Here is a 19,988-nt window from a genome sequence, read left to right on the forward strand (position 1 = left end):
CAAGTATATTTGAAGAGGGAGAGCAAACTGGTAGACCGGCATATCGGGGTGTGATAAGATTTTTAATACAGAATCTGCTCTAAGTCAGGTCTGTATATCATGAATTGGTTTTCTAGGGTTCCGTGCGCTGGTGCAGTCTGGTCCGAGAGAAAACACATAGGGTCTTAGAAGAGGCCATATGGACACGGAGGGATAAAAGCCCGGGAGATTTGATCAAACGATCGATTTCCAGGCTTTTTTTGTTGGTTGGAATCGTTCAGAAAGGAGAAGATCAGATGAAATGGGGAAATGTCTTTATTGCGGCCATATTTGAAGTCGGCTGGGTGATGGGGCTGAAATATGCTCACTCGCTCATAGAATGGGGCGCAACCATCGTTTGTATTATCGTGAGCTTTTATTTACTCATGAAAGCAACAAGTGTACTGCCAGTTGGCACACTTTATGCCGTTTTTACCGGGCTTGGGACAGCAGGTACCGTCCTCATAGGCATGGTGCTTGGTGAGCCGGTTCAGCTTGTCAAACTGCTTTTGATTGTCATGCTTTTGTGCGGTGTATTAGGGCTGAAGCTGACAACAGGTGAAAAGAAGGGAGAGGCTGAATCATGAGCTGGCTTTTACTCATTGGAGCAGGCATCTTAGAAATGCTTTGTGTGACCATGATGAATCAATTCCAAAAAGACCGGCATGTCAAATGGATTTTATTCATTGCAGCTGGCTTTTCGATGTCCTTTCTGATGCTGTCTCTTGCGATGAATACGATTCCGATGGGAACGGCGTACGCCATTTGGACTGGAATCGGAGCTGCTGGAGGCGCCATGGTCGGTATGCTGTTTTACGGAGAGTCGAAAGACGCAAAACGTATTTTCTTCATCGCCCTGATTTTATCTGCGGCAGTAGGATTGAAAATCATTGAATAAGAAAAGGCTGGCAGATAGATGCCAGCCTTTTGTTACATTGAATGATGATTGGAATCGTTTTCATTTTTGCGGTAAAGGTGGCTCACAAGCAGAAAACACACACCAAATGTGAGAAAAGGAATGAGTCTTTCACCGGCTATAAAAAGGGAAATACCTGTGATCAGACAAACGATGCCGAGCCAAAAGCTCACTTTACCAAACAAAGTCATACTTTTCATCTCCATCACTCCTTTTATGATAAAAGGTCTATTCACATTATATCACGCCAGGTGCAGAATTGAATGAATATTCAATAAAAAATAGGACTCTACATTGCTTTTTCTCTTTCCAGTCCAGTATAATATTTCATTAGAATGAAAACGTAAATGAGGTCATGATACATGAGAACTTTGATAACAGAGAAACTTGAATTACACAGACAAAAGCATGAGCATAAAGGAAGATTGCTTGTCAGCTGCCCGGATCAGCCTGGAATTGTATCAGCTGTTTCTTCCTTTTTATTTGAGCACGGAGCGAATATCATTGAATCCAGCCAATACACAACAGATCATGAAAGCGGCCGGTTCTTTTTAAGAATTGAATTTGATTGGAAAGACATCTCGGCAAATATGGATCAGCTGAAGCATCAGTTTGAGCCAATTGCAGCATCATTTCAAATGACGTGGAGCATGTCGCGTGCAAGTGAGCTTAAAAAGCTGGCGATCTTTGTGTCAAAAGAGCTTCATTGTTTACATGAGCTGCTATGGGAATGGCAAAGCGGAAATGTCATGGCTGAAATTGCGGTCGTGATCAGCAATCATGAAACGGCAAAAGATACAGTAGAAGCGCTTGGAATCCCGTTCCATTTTGTGAAGGCGAACAAAGACATTCGCAAAGAAGCGGAAAAACAGCAGCTCGCATTATTAGAAGAGTATGATATTGATGCCATTGTGCTTGCTAGATACATGCAAATTTTAACGCCTGAATTTATTGAACAGCACCCGAACAAAATCATTAATATTCATCATTCTTTTCTGCCAGCGTTTATCGGTGCAAATCCATATAAGCGGGCATATGAGCGGGGAGTCAAATTAATTGGCGCGACTTCTCATTATGTGACCAATGATTTAGACGAAGGACCGATCATTGAACAGGATATTGAGCGTGTAGATCACCGGGATGATGCAGAAGCATTAAAAAATATTGGCCGAACAATTGAGCGGAGTGTGCTTGCACGTGCCGTCAAATGGCATCTAGAAGATCGAATAATTGTGCATGAGAATAAAACGATTGTATTTAATTGACGGCTTGACTTTTCCTGAGCAATTGGTGATAATATAAAAAAATTAACGAGCGTTGAAAAGGAATAGTAAGCAGGAACTGATGCGTAAAGAGAGCAAATGATATGCTGAAACATTTGCCGCAGACAGCTGCTGAACCTGCCCTTTGAGCCTTAGAGGAAAAATCTAAGCGCGTGCCTGGCGTTACAGGAGTTGAGTGGAATAAGCTAGATGTATGCTTATTCAATGAAGGTGGTACCACGGAAAATCCCTTTTCGTCCTTTACATAAGGAGAAAAAGGGATTTTTTTGTGCCTAAAGGTATAGCGGAGGGAATCAATAATGAAAAAGCAAAGGATCGTCATCAAAATTGGCAGCAGTTCATTAACAGAGCAAAAAGGAGCCATTGATGAACAAAAAATGCAGGATCATGTGAAAGCGATAGCAAAGCTGAAAGAGGCTGGGCATGAAATCATTTTAATTTCGTCAGGAGCCGTTGCAGCAGGGTTTGGCAGCTTAGGGTATCCATCAAGACCTGTGACTTTAAAGGGGAAACAGGCAGCAGCAGCGGTTGGACAGGGCTTGTTAATGCAGAAATATACAGAGCTATTTTCACAGTTTCACATGACACCTGCACAAATGCTTTTAACCCGTAATGACTTTTCAGATCGAACAAGATATCGAAATGCTTACGCTACGATGATGGAGCTGCTGGAAAGAAAAATTTTACCGATCATTAATGAAAATGATTCTGTTTCCATTGAGGAGCTTACCTTTGGGGATAATGACATGCTTTCAGCTCTTGTCAGTGGATTAATCCATGCAGACCAATTGATCATCTTAACGGACATTAACGGAATATATGATGCAAATCCAAATGAGCATCCTGAGGCGAAGCGTTTTGATGTACTGACACACATTTCAGAAGAATTGTTTTCATATGCGAAGAGCACTGGTTCAAAAGTTGGAACAGGCGGGATGAAATCAAAGCTGTCTGCTGCACAAACCGCACTTTCACTTGGCGTGAAAGTCTTCATTGGCACAGGTACTGGAGAAGACAAGCTGCTTCACATTCTTGCGGGTCAAGGTGACGGAACGTATATCGGAGAACAGGACTTATCAGCCGTCAACAACCGCCGTCAATGGATTCAATTCCACTCACCCGTCTCTGGGAAAATCATGATAGATGCAGGAGCGGAAGCGGCGATTTTGCATAACGGCAGAAGCCTTCTTCCGGCTGGAGTCATTGATGTCGCTGGTGACTTTTCTAAAGGAGAGGTCGTTGAAGTGGTCGGTCCGAACGGATTAGTAGGTAAGGGACAAACCTTGTACGCATCCGATGAGCTTCTCGGCATTAAAGGGATGCGAAGTGATGAGCTTTCAAATGAGAAGCCTGAGGTTATACACAGAGATCACTGGGTACAGCATGTACAAAACTGAGGAGGGAATACGATGAATGAAGTTCTTGAAAAAGCAAAAAAAGCAAGTACAGCCAAAGATCAGCTGCTGCTAAAAACGACGGAGCAAAAAAATGCTGCTTTACATGCCATCGCAAATGCACTAAAAGCATCTTCCGCTTATTTATTGGAGGAGAATAAAAAGGATGTTCAGGCTGCCGAGGAAAATCAGTTCACGCCTTCTGTTATTGACCGGATTACACTCACAGAAGAGAGAATTGACGCCATTGCAGACGCTACTCTTCAGCTGATTCACCTAAAAGACCCAATTGGTGAAACATTAGAAACCATTCAAAAAGAAAACGGTCTGTTCATCGAAAAGGTGCGTGTGCCTCTCGGAACGGTTGGAATGATTTATGAAGCAAGGCCAAACGTGACAGTAGATGCTGCCACCCTTTGCCTCAGAACTGGGAATGCTGTTATTCTTCGCGGGAGCTCCTCTGCCATTCATAGTAATAAAGCGATTGTCAAGGTGATCCATGAAGCGCTTCAGACAACGGATATTCCAGTAGACAGTGTGCAATTGATTGAAGATACAGGCCGTGAAACGGCGAAAACGCTGTTCACTTTAAATGAATATCTGGATGTCCTTATTCCGCGCGGCGGGAAAAATTTAATTGATCTTGTCGTGAGAGAGTCTACCGTGCCAGTGCTTGAGACAGGTGCAGGGAACTGTCATATCTATATTGATGAAACAGCGAAAAACGAAATGGCTGAGCAGATTGTGCTGAATGCTAAAACCCAAAGACCATCTGTTTGCAATGCGATTGAGAGCATTGTCATTCATGAAACATGGGCAAAAACATATGGCGCTTCGTTATTTGAAGCCCTGCATGCAAATGGGGTAGAGATACGGGGCGATGAAGCCGTATGTGCCCTTGCGCCTAGTGCTTCATTAGCGACCACAGAGGACTATGAAACAGAGTTTTTAGCGCCGATTGTCAGTATTAAAATCGTAGAGAGCATAGAAGAAGCGATTCAGCATATTCAAACGTATAGCTCCAAGCACTCTGAAGCGATCATTACGGAAAATGATCAGCATGCTTCACTTTTCTTAACAGCTGTCGATGCTGCCGCTGTCTATCACAACGCTTCTACTCGGTTCACAGATGGCTTTGAATTTGGCTACGGAGCAGAAATAGGGATTAGCACACAAAAACTGCATGCAAGAGGGCCGATGGGTCTGCCGGCTTTAACCTCTGAAAAATTTGTCATTCGTGGTCAAGGACAAATAAGAGAATAACGAATTCAAAAGAGAGTCTTGTGACAGCAGGCTCTCTTTTTCCTTTCATTTCATTTTTGTATTTCTTCGGTCAAGTATGATAAAATATGGTAATGTTTTATATTTTGAGAAGATTGGAGAAGGCAACGTATGGCGAAAATCATTCCCTCTTCGGATATTGGAGTGAAAATCAACAAGTGGTATGAATTAATCCGCAGATTTGATTCAGAACAAGCAGAACAATTAAAGCAGGAAATTCGCACCTCTCTTGATTCAATGGAAGAAGATCAGAATTTACTTCTCTATTTTTCTTTAATGGAATTCAGGCATGAGGTCATGCTCGATTACTTAAAGCCATTAAAGGAAGGAAAGCTTCGCGCCAACTTTTCCGAGCTTTCGAAAGAAATAGATGAGCATCAAACACATGTCACAGGCATGCTTGAATACTACTATCATTTTTTCAGAGGCATGTATGAATTTGGCCGTAGGCAGTATATTGCTGCCATCTCGTCTTATCAAAAGGCAGAGCACAAGCTTTCTTTTGTGTCAGATGATATTGAACGTGCGGAATTTCATTTTAAAATGTCAGAAATATATTATCACATGAAACAAACACATATTTCGATGCACCATGCCAAACTGGCGCTGGATGTCTATATTCAGCATGAGCTATATGCACTTCGCACGATCCAGTGCGAATTTATTGTGGCCGGTAACTATGATGATATGAGAAGGCATGAAAAGGCATTACCACATCTCGAGAGAGCGCTTGCGAGATCAAGAGACTTTCAGAATGTGCGTTTTATTGCTTCCTCTTTGTTTAATATGGGCAACAGTTATTACCGAATGGGAGATCTTGACCGCGCACTCGAACTAATGAAAGAATCCATCTCGTTATTTGACCAAAATCAATCCGATCACCTTCGTCGATCTATAGACCCTCTTTATACCGCCGCTCAGATATTATACAAACAAGGTAAACACGAAGAAGCCTTACACTACAGAGAAGAATGTATGAAGCGAGCAGAAGCACTTCAGGATGACATCCATATTCAGAAGACGATATTTTTAGAAGCATTGTACTTAAAGCAAGATGCGGAGCATATTAAACGAATTTTTCATTTTTTAGAGTCCGCCTATGCATATCCTGATATAGAGGAACTGGCATTAGACACCGCAAAGTATTATAATGAAATGGAGGATTATGAAAAATCTTCCATGTTCTACGGAGAAGCGGAACATGCTCGAATCTATATTCAGAGAGGGGATTGTTTATATGAATTTTAAAAAATGGACAGTCGTCTGTACAAGCATCACCATCCTGGCGTTATGGCTGGCAGCAGCAAATGCTGACCCGGATAACAGAAACCATACGCTAGAACAACCAAATGCGCAGCATGACATCATCTAAAAGCTCTTGTCAACAATATGAAAGCCCTTATTCAAGGGCTTTTTTTACTGTCTAAAAATGAATCTGCGTGACATGCTCATAAAATAGAGGTGAGAAGGAAATCTTAAAAAAAGAGTGTATATTCATTGACTCTTGAATTTAAATTGTGTACAATTCAATTGTAGAAAATATTATTAGAGAGAAAGAGGGTTATATTCATGTCAGACGTTTTATTTACTGCAACGGTATCAGCTGTCGGAGGAAGAGAAGGAAAGGTTGTTTCAACCGATGGTGTGCTTGAGCATGATGTAGCAATGCCTGGAACACCAAGAGCGAAAAAACTTGAAAAAGCAACAAATCCAGAGCAATTATTCGCAGCAGGCTACTCTGCATGTTTTGATTCAGCCCTTCAAATGGTCGCGAGACAAGAGCGTATCCGTTTTGAAAGTGAAGTAACAGCACATGTGAGCTTAGTGAAAGATAGTTCAGATGACGGTTTCAAACTAGGCGTTAAGCTAGAAGTAAAAGGAACTGGAATCGAGCAATCAGCATTAGATGAGCTTGTTCATAAAGCACATGGCGTATGCCCATATTCAAAAGCAACTCAAGGAAATATCGAAGTAGAACTAGTAGCTGTCGCACAATAATTGACATCATAAAAGGCTGAGGGAATGTTCCCTCAGCCTTTTGGTTGTGTTAATTTTTGCAAAAGCTCATGTAAAGAGGCGCGCAGTGTTTTTAACTCTTCTTCCGATCTGCCTGTCCCAGACAGCATATGAAATGGAATCGCAGTAGCCTTCTCTTTTAGCTGTTCACCATATTCCGTTAAACGAATTTGCACAGAACGTTCATCCTCTTTCGAGCGCTCGCGGATGATGAGTCCGTTTTGCTCCATCCGTTTCAGCATAGGTGTGAGTGTACCGGAGTCTAAATATAAAAGCTCTCCCATCGTTTTCACATTTAATGTCCCATGCTCCCACAATAAAAGCAGTGCCAAATATTGCGGATACGTAATGTCTAACTCTTCTAATAACGGTTTATACTGCTTCGTCATCTCTCTTGAACTTGCATATAACAAGAAACAAAGCTGATTTTCCAGCTTCATATGCTCGAATTCATTTGTCATGTCAGTCACCAACTATTTTTTGTCATACTTATCATTGTATAAGATTTTCTTCCTTTTTAAAATAAATACAGCCCAAAAATGAAAAATTCTTTAATGTGCGATAAATGTTTGAGAAATGGATAGAACGTGAAAGGAATAAATAGATAAAGGAGGAGATGAAGATGAAACCATTATTCACAGCAAAAGTAAAGGCGCAGCATGGAAGAGCTGGACATGTTCGTTCAGAAGATGGTGTACTCGATCATAACATTGTCATGCCTAATGCAAAGAAAGACGGAGAGACTGGTACGAATCCAGAGCAATTATTCGCAGCCGGCTATGCAGCTTGTTTCGGAGGGGCACTTGAACAAGTAGCGAAGAAGCAAGGGATAGACATTGAATCAGAAGTAGAGGGACATGTCAGTCTTTTAAAAGATGAAAGTGATGGCGGCTTTAAGCTTGGTGTCAAGCTGATTGTGTCTGCAAAAGGCCTTGACCATGACAAAGCGAGAGAGCTTGTCGAGGCTGCGCATGAATTCTGTCCATATTCAAAAGCAACAAGAGGGAACATCGAAGTAGAGCTTGAAGTGGCTGAATAAAAAAGGTTTTCTATCACGCTGAAAATCAGAAACACCTGCTGGTAAGCAGGTGTCTTTTTTTAATATTCTTTCTTTTGTTCGTATGTTTCCCAAGCTTCAAACGGTGCAAGGGTTTTTTGAAGTGTCAGCTGGTAAAATGGAATATTTCTTGATTCGTAATCCTTGTTGATTTCTTCATAAATAAACGAGTCATCAAAACCAGAAGTCGCTGCATCCTGATGTCCAGCAGCAAAATACACGGCTTTTGGTCTAGCCCAGTAAATAGCGCCAAGGCACATCGGGCAAGGCTCACAGCTTGTATATAAAATACAATCTTCTAATTGGTATGTATTCAGCGTCTGGCACGCCTTTCGAATGGCTGTGACTTCTGCATGTGCGGTTGGATCATTCGTTGTTGTCACATTGTTGCTTCCCTCGGCAATAATCTGTCCATCCTTGACAATGACTGCTCCAAAAGGGCCGCCAGTACCACTATTGACTCCTTCTACTGCAAGATCAATTGCGCGTTGTAAAAAATCTTCGTGATTCATTGTCTTCCTCCCTTTGTTCGACTGACTTCTCTAGTATAAACGAATCATGCTAGAAAAGGAAACATCCTAGTAGATGGTCAAACAGGACAATCTGCGCATAAAAACCCCCGCCATGTTCGGCAGGGGAGAGGGAATCAATTATGCATGCTGCGCCAGCTTTTTACGAGCGACTTCAGCAGCCGTCACCATGTTTTTCAAAGCAGCAATGGTTTCAGGCTCTTGTCTCGTTTTTAGACCACAGTCAGGATTCACCCAGAAGCGATCTGTCGGACATACGTTCAGCGCATCATCAATGATTTGACTCATTTCTTCGACAGATGGAACGCGCGGGCTATGGATGTCATATACACCAAGTCCAAGTCCTTTCAAATACGGGTGGTTCTCTAGGTAATCGAGGAATCCACCATGACTGCGTGAATGTTCAATAGTGATCACGTCTGCATCAAGGTCTTCGATCGTATCGACAATATCCTCGAAGTTACTGTAGCACATATGTGTATGAATTTGCGTTTCATTTTGAACAGATGATGTTGATAGACGGAACGACTCTGCTGCCCAGTTTAAATATTCTGCCCAATCACTTTCTTTGAGTGGAAGACCTTCTCTTAGCGCAGGTTCATCCACTTGAATAACTTGAATCCCTGCTTCTTCTAACGCTTCTACCTCTTTACGTAATGCGAAAGCGATTTGGAAGGCAATGTCTTTTCGGGAGATATCTGTTCTTGGGAAAGACCAGTTTAAAATGGTGACAGGTCCTGTCAGCATTCCTTTGACCTTTTTCTCCGTTAAGCTTTGTGCGTAAACCGTCTCTTTCACGGTCATTGGCGCTGTAAACTCGACATCTCCATAAATGATTGGCGGCTTCACGCAGCGTGATCCGTAGGATTGGACCCAAGCAAATTTCGTAAAGGCAAATCCGGCTAGCTTTTCACCAAAGTATTCAACCATATCTGTCCGCTCAAATTCTCCGTGTACGAGAACGTCCAGGCCAATTTCCTCCTGAATATCAATCCATCTTTTTGTTTCTTTCTTAATAAATTCATCATACTCGGCATCTGTCCACTCATTTTTACGCCATTTTTGACGAGCGCTGCGCACTTCAGCAGACTGCGGGAAGCTGCCAATAGTTGTTGTTGGCAAAAGCGGCAGTTCAAGAGAGTCGTTTTGGATACGAAGGCGCTCTTCAAAGGCAGCTGATCGTTTAAAGTCTTTCGATGAAAGATTGTTGCGTTCTGCTGTGAAATCCGCATTGGTTCCTTTTGCAAATTCTTTTAAAGTAAGAAGTGCTTGCGTGGCTTCATTGATGTCGGCATCAATCGCTGCGGCTCCTTTTGTTAAGCCTTCTTTTAATGTTGTTAATTCAGCCAGCTTTTCAGTGGCATAAGATAGTCCGTTTAATAGTTTTTCTTCAAGCTGCTCGCTTGGGTGTTTTGCAACTGGTACATGCAGCAAACTGCTTGATGGCTGCAGCCATACTTCCTTCGGCTGAGCGTCAGCAATGACCTCAGAAATGAATGACAATCTTTCTCCAAGATCTGATCTCCAAATATTTCTTCCATCAATGACGCCTGCTGCTAAAATTTTATCTTTTGGGAAGCCGTGCTTTTTCACTTGATCAAGATTTCGCCCTTGATCATGGACAAAATCAAGACCGATGGCTTCAACAGGATATGTGACAAGCTCTTCATAGGCATCTACTGAATCAAAGTATGTTTGAAGAAGAATGTTTAAGGCAGGTACGGCTTCTTTGATTGTTTGATAGATTTCTTTTACGGCTTTCACGTCTTCATTTGAAGCGGTGACAAGTGCTGGCTCATCAATTTGAACCCATTTGACACCGGCTTCTTCAAGTTCTTTTAAAACCTGAGTATAAAGCGGGACGAGACGCTGCTGAATCTCTTTTACTTCATTTGGTTCATAGCCTTTAGAAAGTGAGACAAATGTATAAAGACCAAGTACAACAGGTTTTGTTTCAACACCAAACGCCTTTTTCACCTTTTCGTAAGCTTCAAGCGGTTTGTTATGTGTGAGTTTGAATTCGGTGCTTTTTTCGTATTCTGGAACGATGTAGTGATAGTTTGTATTAAACCATTTTGTCATTTCACTTGAGACAGCATCTTTTGTTCCTCTTGCCATCGCAAAGTATGTATCTAGCGGGTCTTTTAAGCTGCGGAAGCGCTCTGGAATCCAATTGAACATAACAGCAGTATCGAGCACGTGATCGTAGAAGGTGAAGTCTCCAGAAGGAACAACATCAATTTGTTGGTCAATTTGCGTTTTAATGGCCGTTAAAAATTGTTCATCCAGTGTGCTTAAGAGGGTTTCGCGGTCTGTTTGACCTTTCCAATAAGACTCAAGTGCTTTTTTCCATTCTCTGTTTAAACCAATTCGCGGAAAACCTAGATTACTTGTTTTAACAATTGTCAATTCCAATTCCTCCTCTAAATATAAAAAGACATTTACACTCATGGCGAAGATTGATGAGGGCAAATGTCTGGTTTAAAAAGACAAAATGTGTGTGCGAAATAAGGCGTGAGCATAACTGACGCTTTTTCCGACATCTCCTATCAACCGTAGGGGGTTTGATGTGATAGAGCGGCTGGTATCCTGGCTGGTGAATCTGCAAGCTTTTCATCCTTCCCATCCTTATGACAGTGGATTCATGAGAAAAGCTCTCCTCACTCACAGTGGCGGGACCGCGCCGGATTTTCACCGGTCTTCCCAATTAAAATTCGACGTATGATCGAATTACCGACTCTCAAACTATGAATTTATTGTGTTCGATTATATAACGTCCACTTCATTTCGTCAAAGTAAATTTTGAATAATTTTAATTAAAAAAATCCTGAGAAAATTCAATCTATTCTCAGGACCTCTATTCAAGCTATAGAGATAAAAGATCTGCTTCCAATGTTTTTTCTAAAAGGACATCAGGTGCAGTTAAATATAAAAATCCATTCCCTACGAGGGCTTTCGACTGCTTCAATGGAAGGGTTCTTCTGACAAGCTGAGCATAGACCTCAGGCTCTGTCAGCTTGCGCTGGAACGCTTCTTCCTCGGCATTTTTAATAATGGCTAGTGCACCGCTTACGTGAGGGGCTGCCATTGAGGTGCCTGTGAGTCTGCCGTATTTATGGTTAGGGAGAGTGGATAAAATATCTTCTCCTGGAGCGACGAGGTCGATTTCTTTATTGGCATTAGAAAATTCAGAGGATTCTCTTGCAAGGGAAACAGAGCCGACGGCAATGACTTCATTGTATGCTGCTGGGTAGGAGAACTCTTCCGTACGCTCGTCCCCGTCCCCTTCATTTCCTGCTGCGCACACAACAAGTACACCGCTTTTCACAGCGTTTTGAATGGCTTCCTGTAAGGCGGGCTCATTGCTTGGACCACCGAGAGACATGGAGATAATATCCACCTTCTGCTCAGCGGCATAGTTGATGCCATTAATGATCCATTCGTATTTCCCGCTGCCATTTTCACCGCCAAGAACTTTCACGATCAGCAGCTTGGCTTCAGGGGCAACCCCTAGAATTCCGCCATTTTGATCTGTTGCTGCAATCGTCCCTGCTACATGGGTGCCATGTCCGTTGTAGTCTTTCACATTTTCAGCATCTCCGTTGTCATCATCGGTAAAGTTCTTGCCTCCGATAATCTGATCTTTTAAGTCGGGATGCTCCGTGTCGCAACCTGTATCGAGGACAGCAATGGTTATGCCTTTTCCTTTGAAGCCACTTGACCAAAGTTCGGGTGCTTTAATCTCCTGAATACTTTCCGGCGTCTCTTTCGCTTCCATCACATTGGCTTTTACTTCATACGGAATTAAGCGAATTTCACCTTTCATAAGAAAGCCCTCCTTATTTTGTTTTCAAAGTAGATTCAGGCTGCGTAATGTTATTGTATAAAAGAAACTTTTGATCGGAAAGGGTCAATTGTAATAATTTTTCAAATAATCAATCTATTATCAAAAGTGCAGTTCCCCTCACTTCTTGACGAAAGAACTCAGCTTTTGAGGAAAACTCTTGATATCATATGAAAAAGAAAGAAATGCTGCATAGTGAGCTTGCACCTGTCCAGATGAAAATGGGTGAAAAGGACTAAAAGAGGCAAACTAAAAAACAAGGAAATCAAGCATTAGATGCGATATAAAAAGTTTTTGTTCAAAAATAAATGTTTCTTTCATAAAAAATAGACGTGAAGATTGTGACTGTTCCAAATGCGAAAGGCAACATATAATAGTGGAAAGACAAGCTTGCCTTTCAGATAGGAGAGATAGAGATGAACAAAGGGAAGATACTCGTAGTCGAAGATGAAAAGAAAATTGCAAGGGTGCTGTCACTAGAGCTTGAATATGAAGGATATGAGGTGACAGTCAAAGAGACTGGAATGGATGGACTTCAGGCTCTTGAAGAAGAAAGCTTCGATTTGGTGCTGCTTGACGTCATGCTTCCAGAATTAAGCGGTCTTGAAGTGCTGAGAAGGGTTCGAAAGACAAATACAGCGACACCTATTATATTGATTACAGCAAGAGGAAGTGTACCTGATAAGGTAAGCGGGCTCGATCTTGGGGCGAATGATTATATTACAAAGCCCTTTGACATAGAAGAATTATTAGCGCGAATTCGTGCGCAGCTAAGGTTGAATATTCATGCGCACGAAGAGAAGGAAACAGAGCTAAGCATAGCAGATTTGACTGTCAACGAGAAAACAAGAGACATACAAAGGGCAGGCCAAATGCTTGAACTGACACCGAGAGAATATGACCTGCTTGTCCACTTGCTGAAGCATCAGCAGCAAGTGCTCACAAGAGATCAGCTTTTAACAGCCGTTTGGGGCTTTGATTACTTCGGTGACACAAACGTAGTGGATGTCTATATTCGTTATTTAAGGAAAAAAGTCGATTACCCATTCGAAAAACAGCTGATTCACACAGTGAGAGGTGTGGGTTATGTGATGAAAGGATAAAGAATGAGATTAAAAAATAAAATCCAGCTTTATACATCGTTGTCCTTGTTTTTAATGGTGCTTCTGTTTCATACAGCCATTTATTTTATTTTTTCGATAACCTTGACGCAAAAAGATATGTCCCGGCTGTCTGAGGTCGCTGAAAATATCGCCATTGCTTTAAAAAAATCAGAAGAAGAAGGTCTTCCATCTTCGGAGCTGCTGAAAGCGTACTTGCCCCAAAATGGCATGATCCGTGTCGTGACAGAAACGGGTGAATCAAAGCTGACTGTCACAAAGGAGTCAATGTTTAGTTCACTGCCTTTTACATATGAATCTGGGCAGACAGCAGAAATCAAAGAATACAACAAGCATATGACTGCGTTCGCTGCAATTCCGGTCATTTGGACAAATGGAGAGATTGTGTCGCTTCAAGTATATGAAGAAATCGAAAATACGGAAGAAAATTTGGCGTTATTAAGAATGATTTTAATCGCTGCTGGCGTTTTAATTATAGTGCTTTCCTATTTTGCTGGCCACATTTTAACAAAACAAATCGTACGCCCTATTAGTAGAATGACGAGCACCATGAAGGCAAGTATGAAGGAGAAGGCGTTTAAGCGAATCAAACTAGCAGGCGATTCAAAGGATGAATTGTATCAAATGGGCCAAACCTTTAATGAAATGTCAGAAATCCTCGAGAAGCATTATGAAAAAGAGCAGCAATTTCTGCATGATGCCTCACACGAGTTAAAGACGCCGATTACGGTCATTATGAGCTACAGCAATTTACTGAAGCGCTGGGGGCAAACACGTCCAGAGGTTGTAGAAGAATCCTCCCAAGCGATTCATGATGAAGCGAAAAAAATGAAAAGACTGACAGATCAATTGCTGACACTGGCGAAAAATGGTCAGCCTCTATATGTGAATAAGAAGCCAGTCGATCTTGGTCATTTGTGCAAGCAGATATGCCATACACTTGAAGTAGCCACCAATCGAACCATTCAAACTCATGTGCAAACAGATCAGCCGCTTATTGCGGAAGGAGACGAAGAGAAAATCAAGCAGCTTTTGACCATCTTGATTGATAATGCGGTCAAATATAGTACAGAGCCAGTTGATGTGACATGCGGATGGGCGGGAGAGAAGTCGTTTATTTCAGTCGTTGACCATGGTATTGGCATAAAAGAAGAGGATTTGCCGAAAATCTTTGACCGCTTTTTCCGTGTGGATGAAGCAAGAAACAGTGAGACAGGCGGAACGGGTCTTGGTCTTTCAATTGCGAAGCAAATTGCAGAAGAGCATGGAGCTGAGCTGAAGGTAGACAGCCGAATCGGCGAAGGGACAACCATGACCATTCTTTTTCAGAAATAAAATAGGTCTTTTCTCATCAATTTCTCATTTCCTCCTTATAAAATAGGAAATAGGAAGGAGGCGCTGCATGTCTAGAAAAACGAAAATGGTGCTTGCGCTCGCAGGATGTCTCGTGGTTCTTGCTGCCTTTGCAATGCTCATGATTCAAACCATTGATCAAAAAATATTAAGTGAAGCAGAAATCAAAAAAATCATCGCAAAAGACTACAATGGAAACATTACAAATATTGATTTAATCAATCATAAACAGGACTATACATTGACGCTGGAAAATGCAAATGGCATCTATCAAATCATTGCATCTTCTGCAAGCGGTCAAATGAAAGAAATCAGACAGATCAAAAGCTATCAAAAGCCAAATGAAAAAAATGCTGAGCTCCAGGCAGAGGAAGCGGCTGTTAAAAAAGTAAGCGGGACTGTCATTCAAAAGAAAGAAAAGTCCGATCGTTTTATTTTTACGATCCAATCAAAAAAAGAATTATATCAAGTCGATGTCGACAAGCAAACGTTTAAGGTGCTTGAAGCAGAAAAGAAAAGCCCAACCTCTAAAGAAAAGAAAATGACAAAAATCACGGTCGAAGAAGCCATCCGAATTGCGGTAAAAGAAGTCGGAGGGACAGTGGATGATGCAGATCTTGAAACATTTAGCGGTATGCTCGTCTTTGAGGTGGAGCTGGATTTGCCTGACGGGCGAGAGGCAGAGGTGCTTGTGAACGCATATACAGGAGACATTGAAGGTATTACGTACGAAAACTAATCCTTTTCTCATGATTTTCTCATGTTTCTTTCCTTCCTTTATCATCTTCTTTCTTTAAGATAAAGGAGAAATCAAACAGAGGAGGACATGAACATGATGAAAAAAGTACTAGTAGCTACAGCATTAACAGGAACTCTTGTCGCAGGTGGTTTCACACTTCAAGCGCAAAATACAAATCAAACAGCACACGCCGAGCAGGTGGTGCAAAAGAAATCATCGTTTGTCTCAAAGAAACAAGCTGAAAAAGCAGCCCTAAAAGTGGTGAAAGGGTATGTGGACGATGTCGATCTTGAGCGTAAAAAAGGAAAATGGGTGTATGAGGTCGAGATTAAAAAAGGCGGCTTTGAATATAAAGTATATGTCGATGCCAAAACAGGAAAAGCGCTGAATGATCCAGTCAAAGAAAAGAAACAGAATGTGAAAATCACTAAAAAGCAGGCTGAAAAAATTGCCCTTGCAAAAGTAAAAGGAACAGTCACAGATTCTGATTTAGATAAAGAAAATGGTGTGTACTTGTATGAAGTCGAAATCACCACACCAAACGGCGAGGAAGTTGATTTTGAGATTTCTGCTAAAACAGGCAAAATCCTGAAGCAAGAATGGGATGATTAAGCCGCCAGCAATCATAAGATAAATTTGTATGCGGTCTGAACCATTTATCCATCATGGATAGCTGGTTCAGACCGCTATTTTTGCTTAAATGATTGTATACAAGTACAAATGAATATCATCTTTTAAACTGAATAGGGTACTTCCATGTATCTGTACACCAAGCATGTTAATGCTTTTTATGTTGATTGCTTATCATTTCAGTTGTTCTTAAAAATGTCTCAATATCTTGAATATTATGACAATGGAGAGGTGATATTCTAATAGCCCCTTTAATTCCAAAGGAATCCAGCATCCTTTTAGAATAAATGCTTGTATTCAATCTTTCATATACGATCACACCGTGCTGTTCATATTCTCTTACTGCATCTTCATGGTTTGTTCCTTCTAACGATATGGCCACGATGAAATCTCTTTTTGATAAATCACGGTAATCAAGATGCACGGTCACTCCTTCGATCTCTCTTAGCCCTTTTACGTTGGGTGTCCCGTCTAGCATTATTTTTAATAAAGCCCTTTCTTGTTTTCCGATAGCTTCCATACCTGCTGCGAATAACTGTCGTCTGGCATTCACTGTTGTAAAATGACTTCCAAGCCAGCACACATAATCAACAATTGCGCTAATAGCCGCATAATGCGCAGGTGCTGGAGTTCCTAGACCCCATTCAGTTTCTTTCTTTCCTTTTAACTTATGATGAGGGAGAAGAGCAGCTCTTTCCGATAAATAAGCAACCCCGCAGCCTCTAACACCAAAAAATTTATATGGGGCAAAATTTATCACATCAACAGGGGTTTTTTCAATATCAATTAAACCATGAGGTGCATGTTGAACGGCATCAACCATGATAAATAAGTTTGGCTTCTTTTTTCTTGCCTCTTGTACAATTTGTTCAATGTCTAAAATAGCACCAGAGATATTCGAAGCATATATGACGCTTAGAAGAACAGTATCTTGATCGATTAATGCCAAGATGTCTTCTACGTTCACTCCACCTGTTAAAGGATTAGACTTGGCCACTCTCAGCTCCTTGTTTAATTTATTTGCATAAAAACTAGCTGCGTCATAAGCTGCTGGATGTTCTAAGGATGTTGTGACAATATTTGTTCCTTTAATATGTTCTGCAATGATACCCGTAGTCTCAAAGATAGCTTGTGACGCTGTCAGATATGTAGCGAAGCTTCCTTGTTTCACGTTAAAAATGGTTTGAAGATCAACAATCCCCTTTTTCTGGATATCAATCAAGTGTTTTGCTGTTTTATGATTTCTTTCAGAACAATCTGGGATGCCATCAATGATTGAAAATATATGATTTGCCTGTTTTAAACGAAGAGAACCACCTGCATTATCAAAAAAAAGTCGTTCCTTTTTTAGGATAGGGTCCTCATCAATATATAAAAATTGTTCTCTTACTTTTTTTAATAAATCATTTGAAATGTGCATGTTCAGTTTAGTTTGGTTCATCATCTTATCCCCCAATATTCAATTCTTATACTTAGTATTATACATTGTGTTATCAATCAATGGTTGTACCCTAATCAGAGAGATCCTTTTTTTCTGTAAACAATATTTCATTTTTAGCTAAAGCGACAGTTGTCAGCGCATTGTCAATGTGACATTCGCCGCACCTTTATGAGTTCAGCTGTTTTATACTAATCACTCCTTACACTTTCATGTGTAAGGTTTTTTCATTGGGACAAACTACGGGAAAGGAGGCGAGAGAATATGAAGAAAAAAGAAGAAGAGCAGACAATGGACCATGCGGAATATGTTCCGCACCCTGACGGAGAAGGATATGCTTTGTTTTTGCATGATTCCTTTCATCTCCTCTCCCAAGAGGATATGAATCAGCCAGAAGAGGAATAAAAGACATAAAAGGGCGATGGTCAACTTTGTCTATCGTTCTTTTTTTCAAAAGTAAGCGAATACATGAGGAAACTTGGCATCTTGCTTATTGACATCACTGCGCTTTTTCTGTAATCTCAGTGTGTCAACAATATGAGACTTCGTTAGGTGAGGCTCCTGTATGGAGATACGCTGCTGCCCAAAAATGTCCAAAGACGCCAATGGGTCAACAGAAATCATCGACATAAGGTGATTTTTAATGCAGCTGGATTTTTCCTATGCCATACAGTGCTAAAGCTCTACGATTGAAGGAGCAAGTGTTTATTTTGTTATGCTTACAAAGCGCCTTCATTCGGTTGAAGGTGCTTTTTTATGGGAAAAGGAGGTGTGGGGATGGATCATCCCGATTCGAGACACATAGAGAATATGTCAAAAGATCAGATTGAGACATCAGATAGAGGAGATCCTGACCCCCGCACATTCTAAGGGATTCGGGTATCTCCTGACTTTGGGGAGGTAACAGCGATGATACAAAATATTACGTATGATGAACTCATTTTACGCATCATTATTTTACTAAGAGATGGAAAACGCAAAGAATTTAAAAACATCATGGAAGAACTTCAGCCATATGATATGGCCTACTTATTTAAAGAGCTTCCAGAAAAACACCGCGGCCGCTTCCTCAGCTTTTTACCAGTCGATGACGTGACAGAAATGATGGGTGAGCTGGAGCGGGAATACCAAGAAATCGTTCTTGAAAAAGTAGGGAAAGACAAAGCTACGTTCGTCACAAACAAAATGGATAACGATGATCTAGCCAACTTATTTGATGAGATGGAGGATGAGCTAAAGGATCAGCTTTTATCTAACATGGAAGCAGAGGAATCAAAGGCCGTCCAGCTTCTTATGAATTACCCTGCTGAGACAGCGGGACGGATCATGACCAACCGGTACGTTTGGATTCCTCAGCATTATACGGTGCAGGATGCCGTTGTGAAGCTGAAAAGCTTTGCTGAAATTGCAGAATCAATCAACTATTTATATGTGATTAATGATCAAAAACAGCTTGTAGGCGTTCTCTCATACCGTGACCTTATTTTAGGTGAACCGGATGAAAAGGTGCAGGATCTCATGTTTACAAGAGTCATTGCTGTTGGAGCCTTTCAAGATCAGGAGGAAATCGCAAAGCTGATTGAACGGTATGATTTTCTTGCCATTCCTGTTGTGGAAGAGAACAATGTCCTAGTCGGAATCGTTACAGTCGATGATATCATTGATGTTGTCATTCAAGAGGCAGGCGAAGACTATGAGAAGTTTGCTGCCTCTGGTAAAGATATTACGTTCGACACGCCGGCATTTGTGGCGGCATACCGCCGTCTTCCATGGCTCATTTTGCTCTTGTTCATTGGGCTGATTTCAGGCAGTATTTTAAATTATTTTGAAGATACCCTCCAGCAAGTTGTTGCTTTAGCGTTCTTCATGCCGATGATTGCCGGAATGACAGGGAATACAGGAACACAGTCTCTTGCCGTCGTCATTAGAGGGCTTTCAAAAGAAGAATTAACGAAAAAAACCATTATGCGTCTTATTTTTAGAGAGCTGAGAACAAGTATTTACATTGGGATCGTCTGTTCCATTATTATTACAGTCGTCGCAATGGTGTGGCAGGGCAATATGATTTTAGGTTTTGTTGTCGGCTCCTCACTGCTTGCAACACTGATTATTGGGACAATGGCAGGTACGGTCGTGCCGATTATTTTACACAGATTAAACGTGGACCCAGCCATTGCATCTGGCCCGCTGATCACAACATTGAATGATATTCTATCTTTACTGATCTATTTTGGAATTGCAACAGCATTCCTTCATACACTGATGTAGCAAGAAGACTGTAAAACGTTACGTTTTACAGTCTTTTTTGAATAAAGATTGCATATAGCGCTTCCATCCTTTACATTTTAAGGAGAAGGTGGGAGAGAAA

At 41.3% G+C, this 19,988-nt stretch carries 21 protein-coding genes, 3 riboswitches and 1 other annotated feature; of the genes, 15 read left to right on the forward strand and 6 right to left on the reverse strand.

What is annotated here, in order from left to right:
* Nucleotides 1-101 precede the first annotated feature (101 nt).
* Nucleotides 102-209, forward strand: a riboswitch (guanidine-I (ykkC/yxkD leader).
* A 66-nt stretch (nt 210-275) separates the two neighbouring features.
* Both MKZ03_RS06040 and MKZ03_RS06045 read left to right on the forward strand, forming a co-directional pair.
* Nucleotides 276-605: a DMT family transporter gene (locus tag MKZ03_RS06040; protein ID WP_034663015.1), complete on the forward strand. Its 330-nt coding sequence runs from the start codon at nt 276-278 to the stop codon at nt 603-605.
* Complete coding sequence (locus MKZ03_RS06045; protein WP_034663013.1) at nt 602-916, forward strand: DMT family transporter; 315 nt, start codon at nt 602-604, stop codon at nt 914-916. The genes MKZ03_RS06040 and MKZ03_RS06045 overlap by 4 nt, the downstream gene beginning before the upstream one ends.
* A 32-nt stretch (nt 917-948) precedes the next feature.
* Here MKZ03_RS06045 and MKZ03_RS06050 read toward each other — a convergent pair whose 3' ends face one another.
* The gene (locus MKZ03_RS06050; RefSeq protein ID WP_334748735.1) at nt 949-1,134 is read right to left on the reverse strand and encodes a hypothetical protein; all 186 of its coding nucleotides are present in this window, start codon (nt 1,132-1,134) and stop codon (nt 949-951) included.
* A gap of 162 nt (nt 1,135-1,296) precedes the next feature.
* Between MKZ03_RS06050 and purU the strand changes: the two genes are divergently transcribed.
* The 6 genes from purU (at nt 1,297) to MKZ03_RS06080 (ending at nt 6,890) form a co-directional block, all read left to right on the forward strand.
* Nucleotides 1,297-2,199 carry a formyltetrahydrofolate deformylase gene (purU, locus tag MKZ03_RS06055; RefSeq protein ID WP_307499505.1) on the forward strand — a complete coding sequence of 301 codons (903 nt, stop codon included), beginning with the start codon at nt 1,297-1,299 and terminating at the stop codon, nt 2,197-2,199.
* 43 nt (nt 2,200-2,242) lie between these two features.
* Nucleotides 2,243-2,461 (forward strand) — a binding site (T-box leader).
* Nucleotides 2,462-2,516: 55 nt separating this feature from the next.
* Nucleotides 2,517-3,614, forward strand: a complete 1,098-nt coding sequence (gene proB / locus MKZ03_RS06060; RefSeq protein ID WP_034663006.1) for a glutamate 5-kinase — start codon at nt 2,517-2,519, stop codon at nt 3,612-3,614.
* Nucleotides 3,615-3,626: 12 nt separating this feature from the next.
* Nucleotides 3,627-4,874, forward strand: coding sequence for a glutamate-5-semialdehyde dehydrogenase (locus tag MKZ03_RS06065; RefSeq protein ID WP_341031292.1), 1,248 nt, complete (start codon nt 3,627-3,629; stop codon nt 4,872-4,874).
* A 129-nt stretch (nt 4,875-5,003) separates the two neighbouring features.
* Nucleotides 5,004-6,140, forward strand: a complete 1,137-nt coding sequence (locus tag MKZ03_RS06070) for a Rap family tetratricopeptide repeat protein (RefSeq protein WP_095285060.1) — start codon at nt 5,004-5,006, stop codon at nt 6,138-6,140.
* On the forward strand, nt 6,130-6,264 hold the full coding sequence (locus MKZ03_RS06075; protein ID WP_282068432.1) for a phosphatase: 135 nt from the start codon (nt 6,130-6,132) through the stop codon (nt 6,262-6,264). Before MKZ03_RS06070 ends, MKZ03_RS06075 begins: the two co-directional genes overlap by 11 nt.
* A 197-nt stretch (nt 6,265-6,461) precedes the next feature.
* Complete coding sequence (locus MKZ03_RS06080) at nt 6,462-6,890, forward strand: organic hydroperoxide resistance protein (RefSeq protein WP_034662992.1); 429 nt, start codon at nt 6,462-6,464, stop codon at nt 6,888-6,890.
* Between the two features lie 32 nt (nt 6,891-6,922).
* Here MKZ03_RS06080 and MKZ03_RS06085 read toward each other — a convergent pair whose 3' ends face one another.
* Nucleotides 6,923-7,369, reverse strand: coding sequence for a MarR family winged helix-turn-helix transcriptional regulator (locus MKZ03_RS06085; RefSeq protein ID WP_034662988.1), 447 nt, complete (start codon nt 7,367-7,369; stop codon nt 6,923-6,925).
* Between the two features lie 161 nt (nt 7,370-7,530).
* Between MKZ03_RS06085 and MKZ03_RS06090 the strand changes: the two genes are divergently transcribed.
* Complete coding sequence (locus MKZ03_RS06090; RefSeq protein ID WP_034662985.1) at nt 7,531-7,947, forward strand: organic hydroperoxide resistance protein; 417 nt, start codon at nt 7,531-7,533, stop codon at nt 7,945-7,947.
* Between the two features lie 59 nt (nt 7,948-8,006).
* Here the strand turns inward: MKZ03_RS06090 and MKZ03_RS06095 are convergent, their stop codons facing one another.
* The 3 genes from MKZ03_RS06095 to MKZ03_RS06105 all read right to left on the reverse strand — a co-directional run bounded on the left by MKZ03_RS06095 (nt 8,007) and on the right by MKZ03_RS06105 (nt 12,321).
* On the reverse strand, nt 8,007-8,477 hold the full coding sequence (locus MKZ03_RS06095; RefSeq protein ID WP_307499511.1) for a nucleoside deaminase: 471 nt from the start codon (nt 8,475-8,477) through the stop codon (nt 8,007-8,009).
* A 138-nt stretch (nt 8,478-8,615) separates the two neighbouring features.
* Nucleotides 8,616-10,904, reverse strand: a complete 2,289-nt coding sequence (metE, locus tag MKZ03_RS06100; RefSeq protein ID WP_307499512.1) for a 5-methyltetrahydropteroyltriglutamate--homocysteine S-methyltransferase — start codon at nt 10,902-10,904, stop codon at nt 8,616-8,618.
* 153 nt (nt 10,905-11,057) lie between these two features.
* Nucleotides 11,058-11,249, reverse strand: a riboswitch (cobalamin riboswitch).
* Between the two features lie 112 nt (nt 11,250-11,361).
* Nucleotides 11,362-12,321 carry a S8 family peptidase gene (locus MKZ03_RS06105; RefSeq protein ID WP_003210884.1) on the reverse strand — a complete coding sequence of 320 codons (960 nt, stop codon included), beginning with the start codon at nt 12,319-12,321 and terminating at the stop codon, nt 11,362-11,364.
* Nucleotides 12,322-12,755: 434 nt separating this feature from the next.
* Here MKZ03_RS06105 and MKZ03_RS06110 point away from each other — a divergent pair, with 434 nt between their 5' ends.
* From MKZ03_RS06110 to MKZ03_RS06125, 4 genes are all read left to right on the forward strand, one after another.
* The gene (locus MKZ03_RS06110) at nt 12,756-13,442 is read left to right on the forward strand and encodes a response regulator transcription factor (RefSeq protein WP_334748743.1); all 687 of its coding nucleotides are present in this window, start codon (nt 12,756-12,758) and stop codon (nt 13,440-13,442) included.
* Nucleotides 13,443-13,445: 3 nt separating this feature from the next.
* A complete protein-coding gene (locus MKZ03_RS06115; RefSeq protein ID WP_334748744.1) occupies nt 13,446-14,795 on the forward strand; it encodes a HAMP domain-containing sensor histidine kinase in 1,350 nt (449 codons plus the stop codon).
* 67 nt (nt 14,796-14,862) lie between these two features.
* Nucleotides 14,863-15,552, forward strand: coding sequence for a PepSY domain-containing protein (locus MKZ03_RS06120; protein WP_307499514.1), 690 nt, complete (start codon nt 14,863-14,865; stop codon nt 15,550-15,552).
* 93 nt (nt 15,553-15,645) lie between these two features.
* On the forward strand, nt 15,646-16,164 hold the full coding sequence (locus tag MKZ03_RS06125) for a PepSY domain-containing protein (protein ID WP_034662966.1): 519 nt from the start codon (nt 15,646-15,648) through the stop codon (nt 16,162-16,164).
* Between the two features lie 166 nt (nt 16,165-16,330).
* Here MKZ03_RS06125 and MKZ03_RS06130 read toward each other — a convergent pair whose 3' ends face one another.
* A complete protein-coding gene (locus tag MKZ03_RS06130) occupies nt 16,331-17,623 on the reverse strand; it encodes an aminotransferase class V-fold PLP-dependent enzyme (protein WP_334748745.1) in 1,293 nt (430 codons plus the stop codon).
* A gap of 261 nt (nt 17,624-17,884) precedes the next feature.
* Between MKZ03_RS06130 and MKZ03_RS06135 the strand changes: the two genes are divergently transcribed.
* Nucleotides 17,885-18,025 (forward strand): hypothetical protein, encoded by a 141-nt coding sequence (locus MKZ03_RS06135; RefSeq protein WP_003212346.1) that lies wholly within the window; start codon nt 17,885-17,887, stop codon nt 18,023-18,025.
* Between the two features lie 132 nt (nt 18,026-18,157).
* Nucleotides 18,158-18,321: riboswitch (M-box (ykoK) riboswitch) on the forward strand.
* Nucleotides 18,322-18,529: 208 nt separating this feature from the next.
* Nucleotides 18,530-19,888, forward strand: coding sequence for a magnesium transporter (mgtE, locus tag MKZ03_RS06140; protein WP_034662959.1), 1,359 nt, complete (start codon nt 18,530-18,532; stop codon nt 19,886-19,888).
* Nucleotides 19,889-19,988 lie beyond the last annotated feature (100 nt).

Origin of the sequence: Bacillus sp. FSL R5-0431 (assembly GCF_038002985.1) — a bacterium.
Taxonomy (GTDB): Bacteria; Bacillota; Bacilli; order Bacillales; family Bacillaceae; genus Bacillus.